Source organism: Hyphomonas sp., from assembly GCF_041398465.1.
In the GTDB taxonomy this organism is placed as follows: domain Bacteria; phylum Pseudomonadota; class Alphaproteobacteria; order Caulobacterales; family Hyphomonadaceae; genus Hyphomonas.
In genome coordinates this window covers 292,854-315,391 of record NZ_JAWKUS010000004.1, presented here as the reverse complement: position 1 = coordinate 315,391, position 22,538 = coordinate 292,854, and the positions used below count along the sequence as shown (strand labels likewise).

Annotated in this window: 21 protein-coding genes; 7 read left to right on the top strand and 14 right to left on the bottom strand. The window is 62.3% G+C overall.

Annotation, left to right across the window (positions count from 1 at the left end; all coding sequences use genetic code 11):
- Position 1 precedes the first annotated feature (1 nt).
- From R3C98_RS14455 to R3C98_RS14445, 3 genes are read left to right on the top strand one after another with little or no spacing between them, the layout of a single operon-like run.
- Entirely contained in the window at positions 2-1,543 is a 1,542-nt protein-coding gene (locus tag R3C98_RS14455; protein WP_371314770.1) for an L-aspartate oxidase, read from the top strand.
- Entirely contained in the window at positions 1,540-2,394 is an 855-nt protein-coding gene (gene nadC / locus R3C98_RS14450; protein ID WP_371314769.1) for a carboxylating nicotinate-nucleotide diphosphorylase, read from the top strand. The genes R3C98_RS14455 and nadC overlap by 4 nt, the downstream gene beginning before the upstream one ends.
- 45 nt (positions 2,395-2,439) lie before the next feature.
- Positions 2,440-3,249, top strand: coding sequence for an SDR family oxidoreductase (locus R3C98_RS14445; protein WP_371314768.1), 810 nt, complete (start codon positions 2,440-2,442; stop codon positions 3,247-3,249).
- A 78-nt stretch (positions 3,250-3,327) separates the two neighbouring features.
- Here the strand turns inward: R3C98_RS14445 and R3C98_RS14440 are convergent, their stop codons facing one another.
- From R3C98_RS14440 to R3C98_RS14390, 11 genes are all read right to left on the bottom strand, one after another.
- Positions 3,328-4,410, bottom strand: a complete 1,083-nt coding sequence (locus tag R3C98_RS14440; protein WP_371314767.1) for a cell wall hydrolase — start codon at positions 4,408-4,410, stop codon at positions 3,328-3,330.
- Between the two features lie 429 nt (positions 4,411-4,839).
- On the bottom strand, positions 4,840-7,533 hold the full coding sequence (gene ppdK / locus R3C98_RS14435; protein WP_371314766.1) for a pyruvate, phosphate dikinase: 2,694 nt from the start codon (positions 7,531-7,533) through the stop codon (positions 4,840-4,842).
- 217 nt (positions 7,534-7,750) lie between these two features.
- Positions 7,751-9,895, bottom strand: a complete 2,145-nt coding sequence (gene glyS / locus R3C98_RS14430) for a glycine--tRNA ligase subunit beta (protein WP_371314765.1) — start codon at positions 9,893-9,895, stop codon at positions 7,751-7,753.
- A gap of 94 nt (positions 9,896-9,989) precedes the next feature.
- Positions 9,990-11,888, bottom strand: a complete 1,899-nt coding sequence (locus R3C98_RS14425; protein WP_371314764.1) for a caspase family protein — start codon at positions 11,886-11,888, stop codon at positions 9,990-9,992.
- Positions 11,889-11,940: 52 nt separating this feature from the next.
- The gene (locus R3C98_RS14420) at positions 11,941-12,183 is read right to left on the bottom strand and encodes a CDGSH iron-sulfur domain-containing protein (protein WP_371314763.1); all 243 of its coding nucleotides are present in this window, start codon (positions 12,181-12,183) and stop codon (positions 11,941-11,943) included.
- A gap of 33 nt (positions 12,184-12,216) precedes the next feature.
- A complete protein-coding gene (locus R3C98_RS14415) occupies positions 12,217-12,702 on the bottom strand; it encodes a DUF2314 domain-containing protein (protein WP_371314762.1) in 486 nt (161 codons plus the stop codon).
- The gene (locus R3C98_RS14410; protein WP_371314761.1) at positions 12,699-13,613 is read right to left on the bottom strand and encodes a glycine--tRNA ligase subunit alpha; all 915 of its coding nucleotides are present in this window, start codon (positions 13,611-13,613) and stop codon (positions 12,699-12,701) included. The genes R3C98_RS14415 and R3C98_RS14410 overlap by 4 nt, the downstream gene beginning before the upstream one ends.
- A gap of 73 nt (positions 13,614-13,686) precedes the next feature.
- A complete protein-coding gene (locus R3C98_RS14405) occupies positions 13,687-13,824 on the bottom strand; it encodes a hypothetical protein (RefSeq protein ID WP_371314760.1) in 138 nt (45 codons plus the stop codon).
- Positions 13,825-14,017: 193 nt separating this feature from the next.
- Entirely contained in the window at positions 14,018-14,740 is a 723-nt protein-coding gene (locus R3C98_RS14400; RefSeq protein ID WP_371314759.1) for a tRNA1(Val) (adenine(37)-N6)-methyltransferase, read from the bottom strand.
- Positions 14,737-14,943, bottom strand: coding sequence for a DUF2007 domain-containing protein (locus R3C98_RS14395; RefSeq protein WP_371314758.1), 207 nt, complete (start codon positions 14,941-14,943; stop codon positions 14,737-14,739). Before R3C98_RS14395 ends, R3C98_RS14400 begins: the two co-directional genes overlap by 4 nt.
- Positions 14,943-15,437, bottom strand: coding sequence for a hypothetical protein (locus R3C98_RS14390; RefSeq protein ID WP_371314757.1), 495 nt, complete (start codon positions 15,435-15,437; stop codon positions 14,943-14,945). The genes R3C98_RS14395 and R3C98_RS14390 overlap by 1 nt, the downstream gene beginning before the upstream one ends.
- A gap of 214 nt (positions 15,438-15,651) precedes the next feature.
- On the opposite strand from R3C98_RS14390, the gene R3C98_RS14385 reads away from it, so the two are divergent.
- Complete coding sequence (locus tag R3C98_RS14385) at positions 15,652-16,608, top strand: polyprenyl synthetase family protein (RefSeq protein WP_371314884.1); 957 nt, start codon at positions 15,652-15,654, stop codon at positions 16,606-16,608.
- Positions 16,609-16,616: 8 nt separating this feature from the next.
- Here R3C98_RS14385 and R3C98_RS14380 read toward each other — a convergent pair whose 3' ends face one another.
- Complete coding sequence (locus R3C98_RS14380; RefSeq protein ID WP_371314756.1) at positions 16,617-17,459, bottom strand: phytanoyl-CoA dioxygenase family protein; 843 nt, start codon at positions 17,457-17,459, stop codon at positions 16,617-16,619.
- 218 nt (positions 17,460-17,677) lie between these two features.
- Entirely contained in the window at positions 17,678-19,600 is a 1,923-nt protein-coding gene (locus R3C98_RS14375; RefSeq protein WP_371314755.1) for a CocE/NonD family hydrolase, read from the bottom strand.
- Positions 19,601-19,769: 169 nt separating this feature from the next.
- Between R3C98_RS14375 and R3C98_RS14370 the strand changes: the two genes are divergently transcribed.
- Positions 19,770-20,537, top strand: coding sequence for a transglutaminase family protein (locus R3C98_RS14370; protein ID WP_371314754.1), 768 nt, complete (start codon positions 19,770-19,772; stop codon positions 20,535-20,537).
- 19 nt (positions 20,538-20,556) lie between these two features.
- On the opposite strand, the gene R3C98_RS14365 is transcribed toward R3C98_RS14370, so the two are convergent.
- Positions 20,557-21,444 (bottom strand): LysR family transcriptional regulator, encoded by an 888-nt coding sequence (locus tag R3C98_RS14365; RefSeq protein WP_371314753.1) that lies wholly within the window; start codon positions 21,442-21,444, stop codon positions 20,557-20,559.
- A gap of 171 nt (positions 21,445-21,615) precedes the next feature.
- Here R3C98_RS14365 and R3C98_RS14360 point away from each other — a divergent pair, with 171 nt between their 5' ends.
- Positions 21,616-21,984, top strand: coding sequence for a group 1 truncated hemoglobin (locus R3C98_RS14360; protein ID WP_371314752.1), 369 nt, complete (start codon positions 21,616-21,618; stop codon positions 21,982-21,984).
- 45 nt (positions 21,985-22,029) lie between these two features.
- Positions 22,030-22,536 carry a GFA family protein gene (locus tag R3C98_RS14355; protein ID WP_371314751.1) on the top strand — a complete coding sequence of 169 codons (507 nt, stop codon included), beginning with the start codon at positions 22,030-22,032 and terminating at the stop codon, positions 22,534-22,536.
- The last annotated feature ends 2 nt before the right edge of the window (positions 22,537-22,538 follow it).

Below are 22,538 nucleotides of genomic sequence, written 5' to 3'. Positions count from 1 at the left end.
TTTGGCAGACGGGCAACACGTCCAGACCCTGACGGCAGACGCTCACGCCGGCAGTGATGTCCTCATCGTGGGAGCGGGCCTTGCCGGCCTGTTCCTCGCGCTGAAGCTCGCGCCGCGCCCTTGCATCGTGATTTCACCTGCGCCGCTCGGCCAGGCCGCCTCATCCGCCTGGGCTCAAGGTGGTCTCGCCGCGGCGCTACACCCGAACGACAGCCCGGAACAGCACGCCGCCGACACGATTGCCGCCGGCGCCGGTCTCGTGGATCCGATCATTGCGCGCCTCATCGCCGAGGAAGGCCCGGCCCGCGTCCGCGACCTGATCGCCCTCGGCGTCCCGTTCGACCGCACGCCAGACGGAGCGCTCGCCCTGTCGCTGGAAGCGGCCCACTCCCACCCGCGCGTCGCCCGCGTGGCCGGAGACCTGGCGGGCAAGGCCATCATGGACGCCCTCGTTGCGGCAGTTCACTCGGCGCCCAGCATCCGCATCGTGGAAGGCGTACGCGCTGTCGGCCTGCTGCAGGACGACCATCTCAACGTCACCGGCGTCATTCTGCGTGACTCGGCCGGGCGCCTTTCAACGCAAACCGCCCGCGAGACGGTACTCTGCACGGGTGGTTCCGGCGGTCTGTTCCAGGTGACGACCAATCCGCCCGCTGCACGCGGCGATGCCATCGCGATGGCCTGGGAGGCCGGTGCACTGGTCGCCGACCTTGAGTTTGTCCAGTTCCATCCGACCGCCATCGACATCGGTCGCGACCCCGCACCGCTCGCCACCGAAGCCCTGCGCGGCGAAGGGGCCATCCTTCGTAACCGTGACGGCACGCGCTTCATGGAAAGCTATCACGAGCTGGCCGAACTCGCGCCGCGCGATGAAGTGGCCCGCGCGGTGCACACCGAACGCACGTCCGGCCGGGGGGCTTTCCTCGACTGCCGCGAAGCGGTTGGCGATCATTTCCCGGAACACTTCCCGACCGTGTTTGCCGCCTGCAAATCGGCTGGCATCGATCCGCGTGTCGACATGATCCCTATCGCTCCGGCGGCGCATTATCACATGGGCGGTATCGTGCCGGACTTCTGGGGCAAGTCTTCGCTGGACGGTCTCTCCGTCTGCGGAGAATGCACCTCAACAGGCGTGCATGGCGCGAACCGGCTTGCGTCCAACTCCCTGCTGGAAGCTGTCGTCTTCTCTCACCGCATCGCCGAGCGCCTGCGGGACGCAAAGCTGCCCGACATCCGCGAAAGCCGCGGCCATGTGCCGGACGCACTGCCGCATGACGCGCTGCAGTCCCTTCGTGAAGCGATGTCCCGGAATTGCGGCGTCGTACGCGATGCAGCCGGCCTTGCCGAAGCGGCAGGCCTGATCGATCAGCTGCGCGAGCAGCACGGCCCGGCACGCGCCGTCACATCCGCCGGCCTGATCGTGAAAAGCGCGCAAGCCCGGCACGAAAGCCGCGGCGGCCACTATCGTTCCGATTTCCCAGAAACGGGGGAGCCGCACCGCCAGTTCCTCCAGCGCCCCTTCAAAGAGAGCGTTCCATCATGACTCCAGTCCCGCCACCCCTGCCCGATATCATCCTGGACCCGATCGTGCGCCTCGCGCTCGCGGAAGACCTGGGCCGCGCGGGCGACCTGACAACCGATGCCACCATCGCGCCGGACACACAGTTGAGCGTCGTCATCGCCGCCCGCCAGAATGGCGTCATTGCCGGACTCGATGCGGCGGCCTACGCGCTGAAACTGATCGATCCGTCGGTAAAGCTGACTATTGAAAAGCCAGACGGCTCCGTCTTGGCAAAGGGCGATGTGGTTGCCCGCCTCGAAGGCTCCGCGCGATCCATCCTGATCGCGGAACGCACCATGCTGAACTTCCTGGGCCGCCTTTCAGCTGTGGCGACCATGACCCGCACCTTTGCCGACAAGATTGCGCACACTAATGCCACCATTGTCTGCACACGGAAAACGACGCCAGGCCACCGCGCCCTCGAAAAGCGCGCCGTGCGCTGCGGCGGCGGCACAGCCCACCGTTATGGCCTCGATGATGCTGTGCTGATCAAGGACAACCATATCGCCGCCTGCGGCTCGGTCTCCACGGCGCTGGAACGCGCGAAGGCCTATGCCGGGCATTTGCGGATGATCGAAGTTGAAGTTGATTCGCTCGAACAGCTGAAAGAAGCGCTACCGCATGGCCCGCATGCGGTCCTGCTGGACAATATGAGCCCCGACACGCTGCGTGAGGCTGTCGCCATTGCGGGCAGCAAGGTCGTTCTGGAGGCATCCGGCGGCGTGAACCTCGATACGGTTGCGGCAATTGCCGAGACGGGCGTGGACTTTATCTCGGTCGGCGCCCTCACGCATTCTGCGCCAAACCTTGACCTCGGAATGGATGTGGTCTGACACTGCGCAAATAAGGGCAAAAGCCCGCGCAGGAGGATTTCAGACATGGCCAGCTCTAACGGCCGCAAAAGCATTTTTATCACGGGCGCCGCATCCGGCATCGGGGCAGAGACAGCGCGTTTCTTTTCCGAAAAGGGCTGGTTTTGCGGTCTCTACGACATCAACACTGCGGGCCTCGCAGACGTCGCGGGTGAACTCGGCACTGGCAATTCGGTGTACGCAAAACTGGATGTGCGCGACCGCAATGACTGGGCCCTTGCCGTGAAGGGCTTCTCCGAAGCCACCGGCGGCAAGATGCATGTCCTTTTCAACAATGCCGGCATCGGCCGTCATGGCTGGTTCGAGGAAGTCTCCGGCGAAGACAATGACCTCGTCGTCGATGTGAACGTGAAGGGCGTCATCAATGGTGTGCAGGCCTGCCTGCCGTTGCTGAAGGAGACCGAAGGCGCACGCATCGTCAACACGGCGTCCACCGCGGGCATGGTGGGGTCCCCTCGTCTTGCGGTTTACTCGGCGACAAAGTTTGCCGTCCGCGGACTGACGGAAGCACTCGATGCAGAGTTCCGCGACCTCGATATTCGCGTCACCAGCCTGATGCCATGGTTCATCGATACGCCCATCCTGGACATGGGCACGGCAGAAGGCGCCAATGTGAAAATGGCAGACGAGATCCGCGACAATGGACAGGAAGTCTACCCCGTCTCACTCGCCGCGCAGCGGGCATGGGATGCAGCGCATGGCGACGACATCCACTATATGGCCGGCAAAGCGGCACAGCGCGCGAAATTCATCACCCGCTGGGCACCGGGCCTGATCCGCAGCCAGGTGAAGAAATCCGTCCCGCCTCGCGACTGAGTTCGTCGCGCTTCCAAGAGGCACAAAAAAAGCCGCCGGAGACATGCCGGCGGCTTTTTTCATGAATTGCTTTTCAGATCAGCGCATGCCGCCCGACGCGGCCACGGCCTTGGCGGCCTGTGCGGCGGCGTAGGAATCGATCGCCGCGTCATTGGAGGCGACCTCGAACGAACCGTCGCTGGCCGTTGTGAGGCGCGGGGCGCCATTGGTGATCGTCCGCGTGGAGGTCGTCACGGTCGCAGGTGCCGCAGAGGCTTCGACCGTCGCGGGGACTTTCATCTCATCCGTCGTCGCTTCACGCAGAACAGACAATGAGGCCGCATTCAGGTCCTTGGTTGCAGCCGCCGCCACAACCGGCGCCGGGGCAGACCGCGACGCGCTCGCGCTGCGAACTTTCGCCCATTCAGAGCCGCGCGGGAAACGGTAGAAGACGTGCAGGCCGATCTTGTCGGTCTTGATCAGGCCAGCGCTCCACACCGGATCGACATAAGTCGCGTGGTAGTGGGTGGCACCGCCCGTGCGATCCTCGGCGAGGTTCATCAGCACGTGGGCTGCGATCTCCTGCGCCTGCTCCCATGCCGTGCCTTTTGGCTTGCGGCCAAGGGCACCGTCACATGTAAAGGTGAACTGGCAGCCGGTCGTCCGGGTCGCGCCCTGGAAAACCACGCCGCACGCGGTATCCGGATAGCGATGGTCGCGCATCCGGTTGGAAATCACTTCCGCCACAGCCAGCTGGCCAGCCAGCGGCTCGTTACGGGATTCATAATAGATCGCCTGAGCCATGCAGTGCGCTTCGGAGTCGAGCGCTTCAGCGCGCTTCAGGTGCTCCGGCTTGAACGAGACGAGCGAGGCAATCGCCGCACCATCCCGGTCGCGCTTGGCATAACGGCTCATCGAGGAGGCTGTGTCGCGCTCCAGTGTATATTCGACTGTGCGGATCCAAGGCGTGTCCAGAAGCGACGGCGCATGATCGGCCAGACGGACGCTGGCGCCGCCATCCTCTACCTGCGCAAACCGCTGGGCCTGCTCGCTAAAGTCTGCTTGAGCGCGAATATCGGACTGGACCGAGCCGATCACCGGCAGGGTCACAGTCGCCGCCACAGCGCAGACCGCTACGGTCGCACCGCGAATGACAATATCGCGCTGTTCTTCGTTCGTCATAGCCATCCACCAACGCTTGAGCTTCCCTTGGAGCCCACGCATTGACGACAGGGTCGCCGGACGTGGTTGAAGAATCCTTAACATCACCGCTCTCCCCAGGTCCCGGTGGGCGATATGATTCCGCCCTGTTGTGCAGTTCCGGGACTGCTTGGTTTGACTGTTTACGGCGGCTTTTACCGCCCTTTCACAGGCGAAATATGCTGCCGAACAGCTACCTAGCAAGAAGCTCGCCAGAGTTTGGAGTGACAATTCCGTCAGGTCGGATTCGCCCCATAGGCGAGTAAATTGGGGGTAATTTATACCCCGGGTTCCAACTTGTTGATTTTTCGTAAAATTTCTACGTTTTTGCCAACAGGCATGTTGCGGCGCAAAAAAACGGCTGTGGCAGGATTACCACAGCCGTCTGCAATCGATTCGGGTCCGGAACTGTTAGCTGTCCGATTCCGAGAGCGCCGCATGTGCCGCGGCGAGACGCGCAATCGGCACCCGGTAGGGCGAACAGGACACATAATCGAGGCCCGTGCGGTGGCAGAAAGCCACCGAGGCCGGGTCACCGCCGTGTTCGCCGCAAATACCCAGCTTGATGCCCGGACGGGTGTTGCGGCCCCGCTCGGCGGCCGTTTTCACCAATTCGCCCACGCCTTCCTGATCCAGCGTGACGAAGGGGTCCTTTTCGTAGATTCCCTTGTCCTCATAGGCTTTCAGGAAGCGGCCGGCATCATCCCGCGAGATGCCCAGCGTCGTCTGCGTCAGGTCGTTGGTGCCAAACGAGAAGAAGGCGGCCGACTGGGCAATATCGCCCGCCCGCAGCGCTGCGCGCGGCAGCTCGATCATCGTGCCGACCAGGTAATCCAGCGTGACGCCTGTTTCCGCGAACACGGCCTTGGCCTGCGCGTCCACGACATCCTTCAGGATTTGCAGCTCGCGGTGTGTCGCCACCAGCGGGATCATCACTTCCGGAACCGGCTTGCGGCCGGTTTCGTTGGCAATGTTCACAGCCGCCTCAAAGATAGCACGGGCCTGCATCTCGTAGATTTCCGGATACGTGATCCCAAGACGGCAACCGCGGTGGCCCAGCATCGGATTGCTCTCATGCAGGTCCGACGCACGGCGCTTCAGCTCTTCCACGCTGACGCCAGAGGCCTTGGCAACATCTGCCATGTCCTCATCGGTATGCGGAAGGAATTCATGCAGCGGTGGGTCGAGCAGGCGGATCGTCGCCGGGCGGTCTTCCAGAATACGGAAGATCTCCTCGAAGTCTCCGCGCTGCATCGGCAGCAACTTGGCCAGCGACGCCCGGCGGCCAGATTCATCGTTCGACAGGATCATCGCACGCACTTCAGGAATACGGTCTTCCTCGAAGAACATGTGTTCGGTGCGGCAAAGGCCGATACCTTCAGCGCCGAACTCCACTGCCGTGCGGGTGTCGAGCGGCGTTTCGGCATTGGCGCGCACTTTCAGGCGGCGGGCCGCATCAGCCCAAGCCATCAGCGTACCGAAGTCGCCGGAAAGATCCGGCTGGACCATATCCACGGCGCCCAGCATCACCTGGCCGGTTGCACCGTCCACCGTGATCACGTCGCCCTTTTTGACCTCGCGGCCCATGACGCGGAACACACCGGCTTTGCCATCGACCTGCAGGCCACCGGCACCGCAAACGCAGGGCCGGCCCATGCCACGTGCCACAACGGCGGCGTGGCTGGTCATGCCGCCACGTGCCGTCACGATGCCGCGGGCCGCGTGCATGCCCTTGATGTCTTCCGGGCTCGTCTCGATACGGACGAGAATGACGTCTTCGCCTTTCTCGGCCCACTGGAAGGCTTCATCGGAATCGAACACGACCTTGCCGACAGCAGCGCCCGGGCTGGCCGGCAGGCCCACCACGAGCACATCACGCTCGGCTTCTTCGGAAATGGTCGGGTGCAGCAGCTGATCCAGCTGCGACGGCAGCAGGCGCAGCACGGCTTCATTCTCCGAGATCAGGCCTTCGCGGGCCATGTCCACGGCGATCTTGAGCGCGGCTGCTGCGGTACGTTTTCCGTTCCGCGTCTGCAACATGTAGAGATGGCCGTCCTCGACGGTGAATTCGAGGTCCTGCATGTCCTTGTAGTGACGCTCCAGCGTGTTCGCGACATCGCGCAGCTGGGCGTAGACTTCCGGCATGGCCTCTTCCAGCGGGGCATCGTCGGAGCCCAGCGTGTCGGCCCGCTCACGCGAGATCGGGGCCGGGGTACGGATACCCGCCACAACGTCCTCGCCCTGCGCGTTGATCAGGTATTCGCCATAGAAGATCGGATCGCCGTTCGACGGGTCACGCGTAAAGGCGACGCCGGTCGCGGAGGTTTCACCGAGATTACCGAACACCATGGCCTGCACGTTCACCGCCGTGCCCCATTCGGCCGGAATGTCGTTCAGCTTGCGATAGGTGATCGCGCGGTCGTTCATCCATGAGCCAAACACGGCCGAGATGGCGCCCCACAGCTGTTCCTTCGGGTCTTCCGGGAACGGCTTGCCCAGTTCCTTCTGGACCGTTTCCTTGTAGAGCACGATGATCTTCTTCCAGTCATCGGCAGACATGTCGGTGTCGAGGTCGATGCCCTGACGGTCCTTGTACTCGTCGAGGACGTGCTCGAACTCGTCATGGCTGATGCCCAGCACGACGTTGGAATACATCTGGATGAAGCGGCGATAGCTGTCATAGGCGAAGCGCTCTCCGGCTTTCTTGGCGAGGCCAGCCGCAGCCGCTTCGTTGAGGCCGAGGTTCAGCACCGTGTCCATCATGCCCGGCATAGAGGCGCGGGCGCCCGAACGCACGGAGACCAGCAGCGGGTTTTCCGGATCGCCGAAGCCCTTGCCGGATTTCTCTTCGAGATCGGCCAGCGCCTGATCCACCTGCGGGGCGAGCGTGGAAGGATATTCCCGCTCAAGCTCATAATAAGCGGTGCAGACTGCGGTGGAGATCGTAAAGCCCGGCGGCACGGGCAGGCCCAGCTTGGCCATTTCGGCAAGGTTTGCGCCCTTGCCGCCCAGCAAATTCTTCATGGAGGCGTCGCCATCGGCGGTGCCGCCGCCGAATGCGTAAACCCAGGTCTCTTCCGCGTGCTTCAGTGCTGCTTCACCCATGGTGTCCTCTTCAATTATCTGCGCGCGTCTCTGCATGCCCGCTCGCGCGCGAGGGGATTGCAAACCCTATGCTGCATCGCAGCGCCAATGGCCAGCGGCTGAAAGGTCGCTTATGCCGTGACAACGTTGTTTTTTGTCACTTAGCTGTATCAAATCCTCACCATCGGTGTCCAATGGGGAAAATCTGTTCCGATGCGGGACGACAGTCCCGCCCGGCTCAGCCTTCGATCTGGGAGAAATCGGCCACGCGGTGCAGCGTGTCGCGGATGTCGGCCAGCAGCGCGAGGCGATTCGCCCGCACCTGCGGATTCTCGTCATTGACCATGACATGCTCGAAGAAGGCATCGACCGGCCCGCGCAGCTTGGCGAGTTCGGTCATCACGGCCTCGAAGTCCTCGTTCTTGAGGGGCTCCTCGATGTCGTGGCGCACCTGGCCCAGCGTCTGGTGCAGGTGGATCTCCTGATCCGCCCCGGCATCGATCAGCGCCCCGTCGACGACGAGATTGTCCGGCAGCGCGCCCTTCTTCTCCTCGGCCTTCAGGATGTTCGCGGCGCGCTTGTAGCCCGCCAGCAGGTTCGCCCCGTCTTCGGTGCCGAGGAAGTCGCCCAGCGCTTCGACGCGTTTCACAATACGTGTGTAAATAGCGCCGCCCTCTTGGCCTTTCTCGGTTTCCAAAGCTGCGGAGACCAAGTCATGCCGACCTCCGCTATCACGCAGCGCGACCACCAAGCGGTCCTCTAGGAAGATCTCGAGATTATCTGCGATCTCTGCGAATTCGAGATAATCCTTCTTGAACTGCTCACGGAACTGCCATTCCAAGAAGTAGCGCAAGTTCAATGGCAGCTTGTTCTCGATTAGAATCCGCACAACTCCCAAAGCCGCTCGGCGCAGCGCGAACGGGTCTTTGGAACCCGTCGGCTTCTCATCAATCGCCCAGAAGCCGATCAGCGTGTCGAGCTTATCGGCCAGTGCTACGGCGATGCCCACCGGGTCGGTCGGCACATTATCGCTCGGCCCCTGCGGCTTGTAGTGGTCGCGGATCGCGTCAGCGACCTTACTGCGTTGCTGCTCATCTAGCGTTGCAAGCAGGCTAGATGGGTCAGCCTCTTTCGGATTGGCGGCCAGAGCATAGTACCGTCCCATAATGCCCTGAAGTTCTGGAAATTCGCCGACCATTTCGGAAACAAGATCCGCCTTGGCAAGACGTGCCGCCCGCCAAGCCAGATGAGGTGCAGCCCCGACCGCGTCTGCCAGCTCGTCAGCCAGCGCCGCAACACGCTCAACCTTGTCGCCAAGGCTCCCCAGCTCCGCCTTGAAGGCGATGGTCGACAGTTTCTTCGCCATCTCTTCCAGCGGCTTCGCCTTGTCGAGATCCCAAAAGAAGCGGGCATCGTCGAGGCGGGCGGAGAGGACGCGGGAATTGCCCTCGGCCAGCTTCTTGCCGCCATCGGTGGCCTCGATGTTCGCCACCACGATGAAGTGCGGCGCGAGCTTGCCGGTCTTGGCGTCGTTCACGGCGAAGTATTTCTGGTGCGTCCGCATGGAGAGCTGGATTACTTCCGGCGGCAGGCTCAGGAAGTCAGGGTCCATGTCGCCCAGCACGACGACCGGCCATTCGGCGAGGCCCGTCACTTCTTCCAGCAGGCCCTGGTCCTCGATCCATTCGAGGCCAGCCTTCTTGCAGACGGCTTCAATCCCCTTGAGGATCACTTCGCGGCGGTCGGCCCGGGCCAGCTTCACATGGCCGGCGCCTTCCAGCTGTTTGGAATAATCCTCCCAGCCCGTGACGGTGTAGGGCCCGCGGCCATGCACGCGGTGGCCTTCGACTTCATTGCCGCTGGAGATGCCGTCCACGTCGAACGGCACAACTTCGCCATCCAGCACGCAGGTGATCCGCTGCAACGGGCGCACCCAGCGGAGGTCTCCGGTGCCCCAGCGCATAGATTTCGGCCAGTGGAAGCCGCGAATGATCGCGGGTACGGCCTCGGCGATGATGTCCTTCGCGTCGCGGCCCGGCGTCTCGATCACGGCGACGTAGAAATCGCCCTTCTTGGGATCGGAGCGGACCTCAGCCTCGCTGATGTCGCTGAGCCCGGCGCCGCGCAGGAAACCTTCGACGGCCTTGTCCGGCGCGCCAACCTTCGGGCCCTTGCGCTCTTCCTTCACATCGGCCGAACGCTCGCTAAGGCCCGTGATCGACACGGTCAGGCGGCGCGGGCCGGAACAGGCGGCCAGCAGCTTCCATTTGAGGCCGGCCTCTTTCAGGGCCTTCTCCATGGCATCGCGCAGGTCAGCCTCGGCCTTTGCCTGCATGCGCGCAGGGATTTCCTCGGAAAAGATTTCAAGAAGCAGCTCAGCCATAATGCCCTGCAGTGTTCGGGAAAGATAAGACCGCCACGGCTTACAGGCGCCCGCACACGGGTCAAGCGCTGATCCTGCAGTTCGGTTGCCGGGGTCAGGGGGCGGGTTCGGTGCTTTCCTCCGGCGCGAACTCCGTCTCGAAGGTCAGCTTCCACAATTGCAGGTGCGCGCCCCGCATCGCGGCGGCGACCATCTTGCCGTCCGGCGAGAAGACCGTCCAGTTCGCCCCGAAGGCGCCGAGGTCCTGGATTTTGGCCAGCATCGCGCCGTTCCGTGCGTCCCACAGCCGGGCAGACCGGTCGTCGGCGCTGGTGACCACCATTTCGCCGTCCGGGCTGAACGACGCATTCCACAAGGGGCCGTCATGCCCTTCGAGGATGATCGGATCGCCACTGTCGCGCCAAATGCGCGCCGTGCCGTCTGCCGATGCGACCAGCACCCGGTCCGCATTCGCATCCGACTCCGCATAGGTCGCCGGGCCAGGTTCGGACTCGATCGCGCGCACCAGCGATCCATCGCTGGAGCTGAAAAGGCGCACCGTGCCGTCGTTCGAGGCGGTCAGCAGGCGATTGCCGAGCGGGCTGAAGTGAACGGAACGTACAGCGGCAGAATGGGTGTCTATCCGGAAGGCCTCTTCGCCGGTCGCGACCTCCCACACCCGAACGGTGCCGTCATAGGACGCCGTCACCACGCGTGCGCCATCCGGGCTGAAATCGGCGAAGGAGACATCGCCCGTATGCCCGCGCAGCACCTGCACCGGCGGGCCGCCGATCGCGCGCCAGATACGGGCCGTATCGTCCTGCGAAGCAGTGACAACGTATTCCTCATCCGGGCTGAACTGCACGGACAGGACGGGCTCGGTGTGACCCTCCAGAACGGTCAACTCACCGAATTCGGACGGGGACATGCCCACCACCCAGATCCGCGCCGTATTGTCAGCCGAGGCGCTGGCCAGGAACCGGCCGCTCGGACTGTAGTCGAGGCCATAGATCTCGTCGGTATGGCCCTGCAGGTCGGCGTACCAGGCCGCTTCTTTCAGCTTCAGCCGCTCGATCGCGCAGGGCGGGTTGGAGAGATAGCGCTTCGCGACGGCGGCAAACTTGCCATCCGGATATTTCTTCAGGTGATTGCTGTATTTGGAACAGACATCCATCTGCACGTAGCCGGCACTGGAAAGGTAGATCCAGTCTTTCTCTTCCTGGTCCAGTATGTCGCCCAGCGAGCACTCGGCGGCGAAGCAGTAATTGAGCGACACGTCGGAATAGACCGCCGGGCGCTGCTGGTGCTGGATCGTCCCGGCAAGGCTCGTCACCTCGTCGCGGGTCTCGTCCACGCTGCGCAGCAGGGGGCTGGCCGGATCCTTCAGCCTTGGCAGCAGGGAACGGGTAAACACCGAATAGGGAGAAGCATCCTCCGGCCCCAGCCGGTCCAGCGCCTTCTGCCGCGCGCCTGCCGCATAGACGACCAGCGTGCCCGGCACGATCTCCTGGCGCACCATGCCGCGCGTGACAGACCGCGTGCCCGTATCGAACGGATTGTCCCGGCAGGCATCGATGATGGCCAACAGGAGCGCGGGCTTGCGCGCGCGGATTTCCGCCAGCACGCCTGTCGTCAGCGAAATCGTTTGGTGGCGCAGGGCGAACTCCGAGGATTCCAGCGGCGCATCGGTGAAAGCGAGGAAATTGTCCGCACCGTCCGACCAGCCATGGCCGGAATAGATGAAAGCGACCTCATCACCGGGCTCGATGGACTTCAGGAAGCCGTCCAGCGCTTCGAGGAATTCGATGGTCGTCGGGTCGATCAGGCGGGTGACTTCAAAATCGAGGTCGTCCTGAAATACGCCGGCATAGCCATTCGCGTCGCCGGTCGTCTTCTGCAGGTCCGGCAATTGATCGTAGTCACCGACACCGATGATGAAGGCGCGCTTCGTCCCGGCTGACGCCCCAAGCGCCAGACAGGCAGAGAAGAACAGCAGGCAGATCGTCCGGAACATCTGAATCCCTCCAAGGGAAAGCAGGTTACCCCGATGCCCGCGAGGGACCAAGTCAAAGTGAATTATGGCTGCCGTCGCAGAGGGGGCTCTTTCCGGTGCGTTTGCAGGCGCAGAAGAAGACCTTGCCGGTTTTCGGCGCTTCCCAGCCCTGCGGCGTGAATTCGGTGCCCTTGTGGCTGCCATCACAGAAAGGCTGGTTCTTCGACCGGCCGCAGGCACACCACCAGTACATCTTGCCTTCTTCCACCTCGACCGCGATGGGTTCGCGTCCGCCGATTTCAGGTTCTCCGGACATTTGCAGCCTCCGCCGTTTCAATCCCGCACGGGCTCACGGCACCGGCGAGTCGTGGAACATGGCGCGGATGTTATCGATTTTGGCGTCCGGCGCCAAATTCATCATGGCCCGCGTCGTGTAGGCGCCGCGGAACTTTCCGTCTTCCCGGAATCGCCAGTCGGCGATCTGTTCCGGCAGGAAGGCGATCATGTCGCCGGGCTTCAGCCCGTCCCTTATCTCATGATCTTCGGGAACGGCCCCGGCATAATGCGCGTCATTCACCTGACGGATATCGACAAGCCAGACATGTTCTTCCGTGTACCGGTCAGAGCTTGTCGTGACGTTCAGCGCGAAATCGGAATAGGCCGGGTCGCCGGACTCAAGTGCGTCCCAGAAAACGGGCAAGGTTTCCCGGGCATCCGTGACGGCCTCTTTCAATGCAGTGTATTTGTAGAGAGGCGGAGGGCCTTCCTCCGCAACACGTTCCCCGCCGCAGGCAGCGAGCAAGGCCAGTGCCGCGAAGAGGACCGGCGCCTTCATCCCCCGGCCCGTGCGTCTTCCTGCTCGGCCCATTGTTCGGCGGCGCCGCGGGCGAGGTTGCGGACGCGGCCGATATAGGCCTGCCGCTCGGTCGGGCTGATCGCGCCGCGCGCATCGATCAGGTTGAATGTGTGCGATGCTTTCAGCGCATAGTCGTAAGCCGGCAGCGGCTTGCCTGCCGCACGCAGGGCGTTCGACTGGTTCTCGCAATCGGCAAACCAGCGCTTCAGCATTTCGACATCGGAGAATTCAAAATTGAAAGCAGACTGCTGGCGCTCGTTCTCAAGGAACACGTCGCCATAGGTCAGCGGAACCTCCGAGTCCGGATCGTTGAACGGCAGGTCGTAGACATTGTCGACGCCGAACACATACATGGCGAGCCGTTCAAGACCGTAGGTCAGCTCACCCGACACCGGGCGAACATCGAGGCCGCCGACCTGCTGGAAATAGGTGTACTGGCTGACTTCCATCCCGTCGCACCAGACTTCCCAACCAAGGCCCCAGGCGCCGACGGTCGGGTTTTCCCAGTCATCCTCGACAAACCGGATGTCGTGAACGGTCGGGTCGATGCCGATCTTGTAGAGGCTGGTCAGGTAGAGGTCCTGAAGGTTGTCCGGATTCGGCTTCAGGATGACCTGGAACTGGTAGTAGTGGCCGAGCCGGTTCGGGTTCTCGCCATAGCGCGCATCCTTCGGGCGGCGCGACGGCTGGACATAGGCCGCCCGCCAGTTCTTGGGCCCCAGCGCGCGCAGCACAGTGGCCGGGTGCAGTGTCCCGGCACCGACTTCCATGTCGTAAGGCTGCAACACAGCACAGCCCTGCTCTGCCCAGTAATTCTGGAGCGTCAGGATCAGGTCCTGAAAGGATTTCGGTTTTGCTTCGGCCCGAGGGACGGACATGGGTGCGGACATGGGTCTGTTCCGTTGGAAAATTTCCCTGCCGGACTAGCCTTGCTGGCGCAGAGGCGCAAGCGCGGGCGTGCTTTCAGAAACTGCCCCGGGAGTCGGGATGGTCCATGGAGCCGCCGTCCCGGCCGGTGACGAGGCGGTAAAAACCGGAATGGCCCATCATGGCAACGAAAATACCGGTCAGCAGGAACAGCCAGAACAGGGCGGCGAACAAATCTTGTCTCCTCAGTTAGGCCCGTCGCGGTCGTCCCGGCGACGATACATGCTGCCAAAGCCGAGCGCCGCAACGATCAGGCCAATGACCAGGAAACTCCAGAACAAGACGCCAAACACTTAAGGGCTCCTTTTCCTGCCCCCTCCGAACTGAGATGGGGCCGCAATACGATAGCACAAGTCAGAACAGGGCCCTACCAGTCGATAGGTTCGCCCCGGCGGATGGCTTCCAGCGCCGGGCTGGCTGATCCATCCGGCAGATGGGTGACCAGCGGCGCCAGCAGGCGGACCGGCCCGCGTTTCAGCCCCTTTCGCCCGCGCACCAGCACCCGCCGCGCCTCCTCGCCCGGCTTCGACGCGATCGGCAGGACGGTGATCTCACCGGTCTGGCGGTCGAATGTGGTGAGGATCCGGGCCAGCTCAGCTGCGCGGTGGATCATGACCAGCGGGGCCCGGGGCTTGGCAGCAAACGCCATCGCCTTGATCCAGCCGGCAAGGTCCAGCGTCTCGATATAAGCGTCCGCCTTGCCCTCGCCCGGCGCGGAGATGCGGCCGGGTTCAAAGTAAGGCGGGTTGGCGAAAACGAGGTCGAACCGGTTCTCATGGGCGCGGACCCATTCGGAGGCTTCACCGGTCTCCACGGTCACCCGTCCGGCAAATCCGTTACGGTCGGCGCCAGTGCGGGCGAGGTCCGTTATAGTCATGTCGAGGTCCAGCCCGGTCATGCGTACGTCGTCCATACGATACGCTGCGGGCAACAGCGCCCCGCCGCATCCGCAGCCGATTTCCAGCGCTTCCCCGCCCGGTCGGCAGGACAGCGCGGCGGCCAGCAGCAGCGAATCCGTGCCCGCCCGGAAGCCCTGCTCCGGCTGAACCAGGTGCACTCTGCCCTGATAGACCGTGTCCTCGGTCGTCATCCCTTCTCGACCCCGGCCAGCGCCGCCAGCGCGTGTTCTTTCACCGCTTCCTGCACCATCACCCGGCGCGGAAAGGCGCCGATATTGCCCTCAACAGCGGAGATGTGCTGGTCGGCCACGAAATAGTCGATGCCCGCTTCCTGCAGCAAATGCTCCACATAGCTCAGCTTGATCAGGTCGTTGGTCCTGAAAACCTCTTCCATCAGGAAGTCGCAGAGCCCCGGAGGTTTATGTCCACGGACCGGGCGTCATAGACGTTGCCGCTTTCGGGCTTTTCGCCGGATCCGACCTTGATCTCCAGCACTTCCGTCACCTTGCCGCCACTGCTGGTGCCGCCCAGCGGAAAGCCGATCCCGACACCCACACCGACGCTGGAGCGTCCATAGGAACCGGTCGATCCGCCAATGCTGACCGAAGTGCGGCTGCCGCCATCCCGTGTCGATTCGTCGGACGAGTAGGAGCTGGTCACCTCGAACCATTCCTTGCCCTGCTCCAGCGTGATCTCTGCGGCGCGCAGCAGCGCCCGGTCACGGGCCTTCGCGGCGTCCGTGTCGGTGTAGGAGACCTGGAACCGGTCATTCTCGATCTGCAGGGATTCATAGCCCATCGCGCCGGATCTGGCGGCGGGCCCGTAGGCGGGCGTACTGGCGCAGGCTGCCACCAGCACGATCGCGGAACACATGAGGAGACGCTTCATGCCCACAATCTAACCTGCAAGCCTGCCGGTCCGCCAGCCTTTCCGTAATCACGGCAATTTGTGCAGGTGCTGCTGCGGCCCGGTGCCACGTCGTTCTTGCCTCCCCGCTCGCTTAAGCCTAATTGCACCTGTCTGCGACTATTCCGGAGTGCTCCGTTTGACCCTGTCCCCCAAACCGAAAGGCAAGGCTGCCTCCGGCTCGGTGGTGGACCGTATGCAGGCACTGGTGGCCGATGACCTGGCCGAGGTCGAGAAGATCCTCGCTGACCGCGCGGCCAGTCCCGTAGCCGTCATTCCGGATCTGTCGGGTTACATCGTCTCGGCAGGCGGCAAGCGCCTGCGCCCGATGCTGACCCTGATGGCCGCCCACGCCGTGGGCAAACCCAACAATGCCACGCATGTGCTGGCCGCCGCTGTGGAATTCATCCACACCGCGACGCTGCTGCACGATGACGTTGTGGACGAGAGCGACCTGCGCCGGGGCAAGCCCGCCGCCAAGGCGATCTGGGGCAACAGCGCCTCCATCCTGGTGGGCGACTTCCTGTTCGCCCGCGCCTTCAACCTGCTGGTCGAGACCCGCAGCCTGGATATCCTGGACAAGCTGGCCACGGCCTCCACAACGATTGCCGAAGGCGAAGTGCGTCAGCTGGCAGCGATGAACGCCCGCGACCTGCCGACCGAAGAATACCTCGCAATTGTCGAGGCCAAGACCGGCGCCCTGTTCGAAGCCGCCGCTGAAACCGGCGCCATGTCGGCTGGCGGTGACGAGCACGCCCACGCTTTCGCGACCTATGGCAAGAATCTCGGCCTCGCCTTCCAGATCATCGACGATGTCCTGGACTATGGCGGCACGACCTCTGTTATCGGCAAGTCCGTCGGCGACGATTTCCGCGAGTGCAAGATCACCCTGCCGGTGATCATCGCGAAGCGCCGTGGCTCTGACGAAGACCGCGCCTTCTGGGAACGGGCGATGAACCCGGACACCCAGGAAGATGCAGACCTTGCCCACGCCGTACACCTGATACGCGCCACCGGCGCCGCCGAGGCCACCGTTCAAGAAGCGGAGGCTTACGCAGCCATGGCCAAGGGGGCACTGCGCAAACTGCCGGATTCGCCCTATCGCGACGCCTTGATCGATCTCGCAGACTTCTGCGTCAGCCGGGCCTACTAGGCTGACCCTCAGGCTTCGTTAGCACCGCTCGCAAACTGGTCTTCCAGATAACGCATATCCGCCGCAAGGCTTGTGTTTGCCGTAATATCGAGGCCCAGCCAGTTGCGCATTTCCGGGCCGAGCGAGGCCTGCACCTTTTCCGAAAGGCACGCGTTCCAGTTGACCTGCGGGCGCAGGAACGGCGCGGAATAGTAGCCAAACAACAAGGCCCTGTCCTGATCCTGCGTCACGTTCGCGCCGGATGTATGCCACAGGCGCCCATCCATCACGACGACAGAGCCCGCTTTCGCCTCGAAGGGCTGCAGCATCTTGTCGGCATCCGGTGGCACGTCCTTCCGGCTGGTCCATTTGTGGCTGCCGGGAATGAACAGGGTCGCACCGTTCTCAGGTGTTACATCCGTCAGGCACCAGATGATATTGACCGACCATGGCTGCACCCAAGGTTCCGGCACAACGATGGACTGGTCGGAGTGAAGCGCCATGGATTTCGACCCCGGCTGCGCAATATTGGCCGTGAAGTTGGAAATCATGAAGTCCGGGCCCAGCACCGCCTCCACCATTTCCAGCGCATCGGAATTCCGGATCAGCTCACGGAATATTTCGTCGAGTTCCAGAAGGAAGAAAACGCGGACATTGCTCGCATTGGGGTCAAGCACCGGCATGAAGGTAGAGACGCCGCGCTTCTCGCTTGCGTCGGCGGCCGACCAAAGGCGTGCGAGCGCGTCTTCCGTCCGCGCGGCATCGATCACTTCCGGAACGACACACCATCCCTCACGGGCGAGATGGGCGCGGTGTGCATCCGTGAATATCCGGGCGTGCCGCTCACTGGCATCCGCCATGCTGGCCGACATGCTTATCCTCCCTATGCCTGCCTTGTCTGCGCAAGTTCGACCACAAGGTTGGAAGCCATGCCGAACGTGTCAATCTTAAAGTTCGATCCGCTCAGGCAAGCAGCCTCCTTCACCGGCTGTGCCGGGAGCGAACAGCGGGCGCGGGCGCAGCGACTAATTTCACCCCAAATGAAAAGGGGCGGCCATTCCGACCGCCCCTCCCAATAATTTTCCGTCGATTACTCCACGACCGGCAGCACCACTGCGCTCGCGGATTTGCCGCCATGCCAGATCGATTGCGTGGCCTTCTGGTAGTCTTCCGGCTTCGCATACATGATGTTGTCGACGAAGGTTTGCGGGTTGCGGTCATAAAGCGGGAACAGGCTCGACTGCACCTGCACCATGATCTTGTGCCCCGGCAGGAACACGTGGTCGACATTTGGAAGCGACCATTTGTAATGTTCGATTTCGCCCGGCTTCAGCGCAACGGGCTTACCCAGATCGTCGACATACCGCCCACGGAAGATCTCGATCCCGACAGGCAGTTCGAAGCCAGCCATGGAAGGCTTGCTGCCCTGAGGCGCTGGCTCCGGTGTATCGTTCGGATAGACGTCGATCAGTTTCACGACCCAGTCACTGTCGGTGCCGGTCGTCGAAGCGAACAGTTCCACTTCCGGCGCGCCCATGATGTGGACCGCCTCTTCAAGCGGCTTGGTCTCCCAGACGACAACGTCCGGACGGTCCGACACGAAGCGCTGGTCATGCACCAGCCACGGCGTCCACTGGGAAGAGTCACTCATGTCGATCGGGCGCGGAATGAACGGCACTGGATGCGCCGGATCGCTGACATAATCGTCATGCCCAGCCTTCTTCGGTTTGTCGAAGCTGGCTGTGCCGTCCGCCGCCAGGTACAGCGGCTTCGACGAGCCCATCGGCCAGCGCGGCGATTCCTGCCATTCGTTGATGCCGGTCGCATAGGTCAGGACGGGCGGCGTCTTCGGGTCCGGTCCGCCCTTCAGCCAGTGATCGAAATACGGCTTCACATAGCCCATGCGCCACTGCAAAGCGGTATCGCCATTGAACGTCAGCGCACCCAATTCATAGCCGTAGTGATTGGCACCCGAGTGACGCCATGGGCCGATCACCAGCGAGACCATGTCATTGTTCTTGTCCTTCGGCTCCAGCGCGTGATAGGCCGCCGGCCCGCCATAACTGTCTTCCTGGTCCCACTGGCCGAGTTCGATCATCGTCGGGACTGTCAGCGGCCGGGCGGCCAGCAATTTGTCGACCGCCTGCAGCGACCAGAAATCGGTGTAGGCAGGATTTTCGAGGAACTTCCGGACACCCGGCACATGCGAGATGCCGACCTTTTCCGCAAAGTCGGCGACAGAACCGGCCTCCAGATAGCGAGTGTACTGGTCGCCTCCACCGAGGGCGAGGCCGCCACCGCCGCTCTTGTTGAGGGCCATCCAGAGCGCGAAGTCGAGCGAACTGACACGGAAGGCGCCATTGTGGAACCAGTCGTCGCCGATCCAGCCATCAACCATCGGGCTCTCCGCGACCGCGGCTTTCAGGGCCGGATGCGGGTCGATCGTCGCCATCAGGGCCGTGAACCCGAGGTAGGACGAGCCGATGATACCAACCTTGCCGTTCGACTCCGGTATGTTCTTCGACAGCCATTCGATCGTGTCATAGGCGTCCGTCGCCTCGTCGATGCCGGTATCGTTCAGCGGGCCGGAAAGCGGCCGGTTCAGGACGAACTCGCCTTCGGATCGATTAAGTCCACGGATATCCTGGTAGACGCGGACATAACCATCTTCGGCAAACTCGATGTCCATCGCCGGAAGGATGTCGACGATCCGCTGGCTGGGAACACGGTGGACAGCGCGATAAGCGTTGTAGGGCGTGCGGGAGAGGAGAATTGGGCCGTCTTTGGTGCCCTTTTTCATCACGATCACGGTGTAGAGCTTCGTCCCGTCGCGCATCGGCACCATGACTTCCCGGCGGATGAAGTCTGCCGATGGCAGAACCGGGTCGTAGCTTTCAACGATGTCGGGCGTCATTGGCGTGACCGGCACCGCGCCCTGTGCGGAGGCCGTCAAGCCGCCAAGAAGCAGGCCTGCGGCCATGATCAGAGCCGAGGATGAACGAAGCAGTTTCATGAGCGGGAGTCCCTGTTTTGGGCCGTACGGGGCTCTCACCCGATCAGACCGGCCCAACCGTAAAGTTGAACGCACCAAATGGTACAGCGCGGCGCAGACGCCGCCCAAACCCTATAAGGCGGTGCGGTGGCCGCGGGCAAGCCAGCGACTGAGCGAGGCTGATGCCTGCATGGATGACGCGAGGGAAGAATTTACCCGGCTCGCGTCTGCGCTACCATCCAGCCTGGAAATATCCATGCCGGATCGGAGGGAAGAGATGTCAGACCAGGAAGACGCACTGAAGGCGACATTCTTTGTCGACAGCGATCATGAAGACATCATCGCCAAATCCCGCGCCATCGCCGATGGCAGCGAGGATGATGTGCAAACCGCAGAGCGCCTCTTCTACGCTGTCCGCGACGGTTTCCGGTATGACCCCTACAATCTCGCCACCGAGCGTGAGGCGTTCAAGGCAAGCAACATCCTCAATGACTCCGCAACCTGGTGCGTGCCGAAATCGATTGTCCTGACGGCGCTGGCCCGCGCCTCCGGCATTCCGGCCCGCCTTGGCTTTGCCGATGTGCGCAATCACCTGACCAGCGAGAAACTCACCGAGACGATGGGAACCGACCTCTTCGCCTGGCACGGATACAGCGAACTCTGGCTGAACGGCCGGTGGGTGAAACTGTCCACCGCGTTCAACAAGGAGCTTTGCGACCGGTTCGGCGTGAAGGCGCTGGAGTTCGATCCGGTGGAAGGCGCGCTCATGCACCCCTTCGACCAGTCCGGCCGGAGGCACATGGAATATGTCCGCGAGCGCGGGACCTATCTGGACCTTCCGCTGGCGGACATCTTCAAGACATTTGCCGAAGTCTATCCCGGCTGGATCATCGGCCCGGACGGCGAAGCGGCCCGCGCAGAGGTAAAACCAGCCTCGAAGGATGAGCGGTTCCATTGATGCGTATAGGCACGTCCCGCTAAGACAAAGTGGAATCTGGGGTCGAGCCTTCAAAAAGGGGCCTGATCTTCTCTATCCGGCTTTGCATGAACTGTCGGAAGAGAAGCACTCGCTTGGTGTTGCGCAAATCCCGGTGGTACAGGAGCCAAAGTCCCAGCTCATGTTCCTGTTGGGGTTCCCGAAACCGGGTGAGCGCTGGATCGGCATCCCCCATGAAGCACGGCAGGTAGCCAACGCCGAGCCCCTCTCGAAGGGCAGCAGCAGTCAATGACGTCTCATCGACACAGAAGGAATGATCAGCCTGCGGCCTGGCCTGCGCCGTCCAGGTTCTATGATAGTCGCAGCAATCCACACCGATCCACTTTTCCGAAACCTCACCTGCCTTGAGCGCCGCGCAATAGTCAGTCGAGCCATATACGGCAGAAGCGACGGTCGTCAGGCGAGTTCCGATCAGAGTCTCGCTGGGGACGTTGGTTTGCCGAAGGGCGACATCCGCATCCCGATCGGCGAGACGCACGGAATCATTGGTGACTTCTACCCGCAGGTCGATGTTCGGATAAGTCATACTGAAATCTGCAAAGAGTGGCATCAGCACTGTTGAGGCCATATTTGCGATCGCTGTAACCCGAAGCTCTCCCGACGGATCGTCATTTTGTCCGGAACTCGTCGATTCAAACGACATCAGCTCACGTTCAATCCGGAGGGCTGACTCTTTCAGGTCCTCACCCGCCCTGGTTAGAACATAGCCCGTTGCGCTGCGCTCGATCAGGGGTGTTGCAAGATCCTTCTCAAGTGCGTGGATACGACGGGATACGGTGGAATGTTGCACGCCCAGCCGCTTGGCTGCGGTACTGAAAGAACCTTCGCGAGCGAAGGCCAAAAACATTCGTGCATCGTCCCATTGCATCTGGCGCCTCCCTCGCCGGTGCATTTTTGCACAAGCGTTGTCGAATTTTTCCGAGTCCTCAAAATCGTCTGCGAATGAGACCCAGTTGGCAACCGGAAATCATGAAACACTCCAACATCAGAAAGCCGGGACTTCGTTCTGAATCTTGTTGGAAAGAAGGAGACCGAGAGAATGACCGTATCGCTATACGACCGCCTTGGCGGCTATGATGCCATCGCAATGTTCGCATCAAGGCTCGTCGATCAGGCAAAGTCCGACGACCAGTTGGGCCGCTTCTGGGCCAACCGGGGAGACGATCGGATCGCCCGTGAACTGCAATTGCTGATCGATTACCTGGTTCGGGAAACCGGTGGACAAATGTACTATACGGGACGTCAGATGTTGCAGGCACATGCCGGCATGGGAATTTCCGAGTCAGACTGGAAACGGTTCATCGAGATTGTCACTGGCGTTGCTGGTGAACTGGGCGTTGGCGCGCCGGAAGATGGTGAAGTGATGGCGTTTCTCGACGCGCTTAAAAGCGACATCGTCAACGTATAGTCGCAACCGGCCAGAGGATTTTTAGTGGGAACAGAAAGGCGACCGATGACCCAACATAACCAGGCAGCTGAAGGAGGCTGCACGTGTGGACATGTCAGATACCGGGTCTTGTCGGATCCCATGATTGTCCATTGTTGCCATTGTCGCTGGTGTCAGCGGCAGACGGGCACAGCGTTTGCCCTGAACGCCCTGATTGAGGCAGAACGGGTTGAGTTGCTTCAAGGAGATGTCGATGAGATCGTCGTCGCCTCTCCAAGCGGCAGGGGCCAGACCATCGCCCGCTGCCCGGAATGCGAGATCGCCGTCTGGAGCAACTACGAGATGTCTGGCCTCAGAGACCGTATCCGTTTCATCCGTGTCGGAACATTGGACAACCCGGACCAGATGCCGCCAGATGTACATATCTTTACGTGCTCAAAGCAACCCTGGGTCCGCCTCCCCGAAGGCGCAAGAGCCGTCGACATCTACTATAACTATGAAGAAACCTGGTCTCCGGAAAGCCTAGCGCGCAGGCAGGCACTGTTTGAGGCGGCAGGGATCCCGATCCCTTAGCG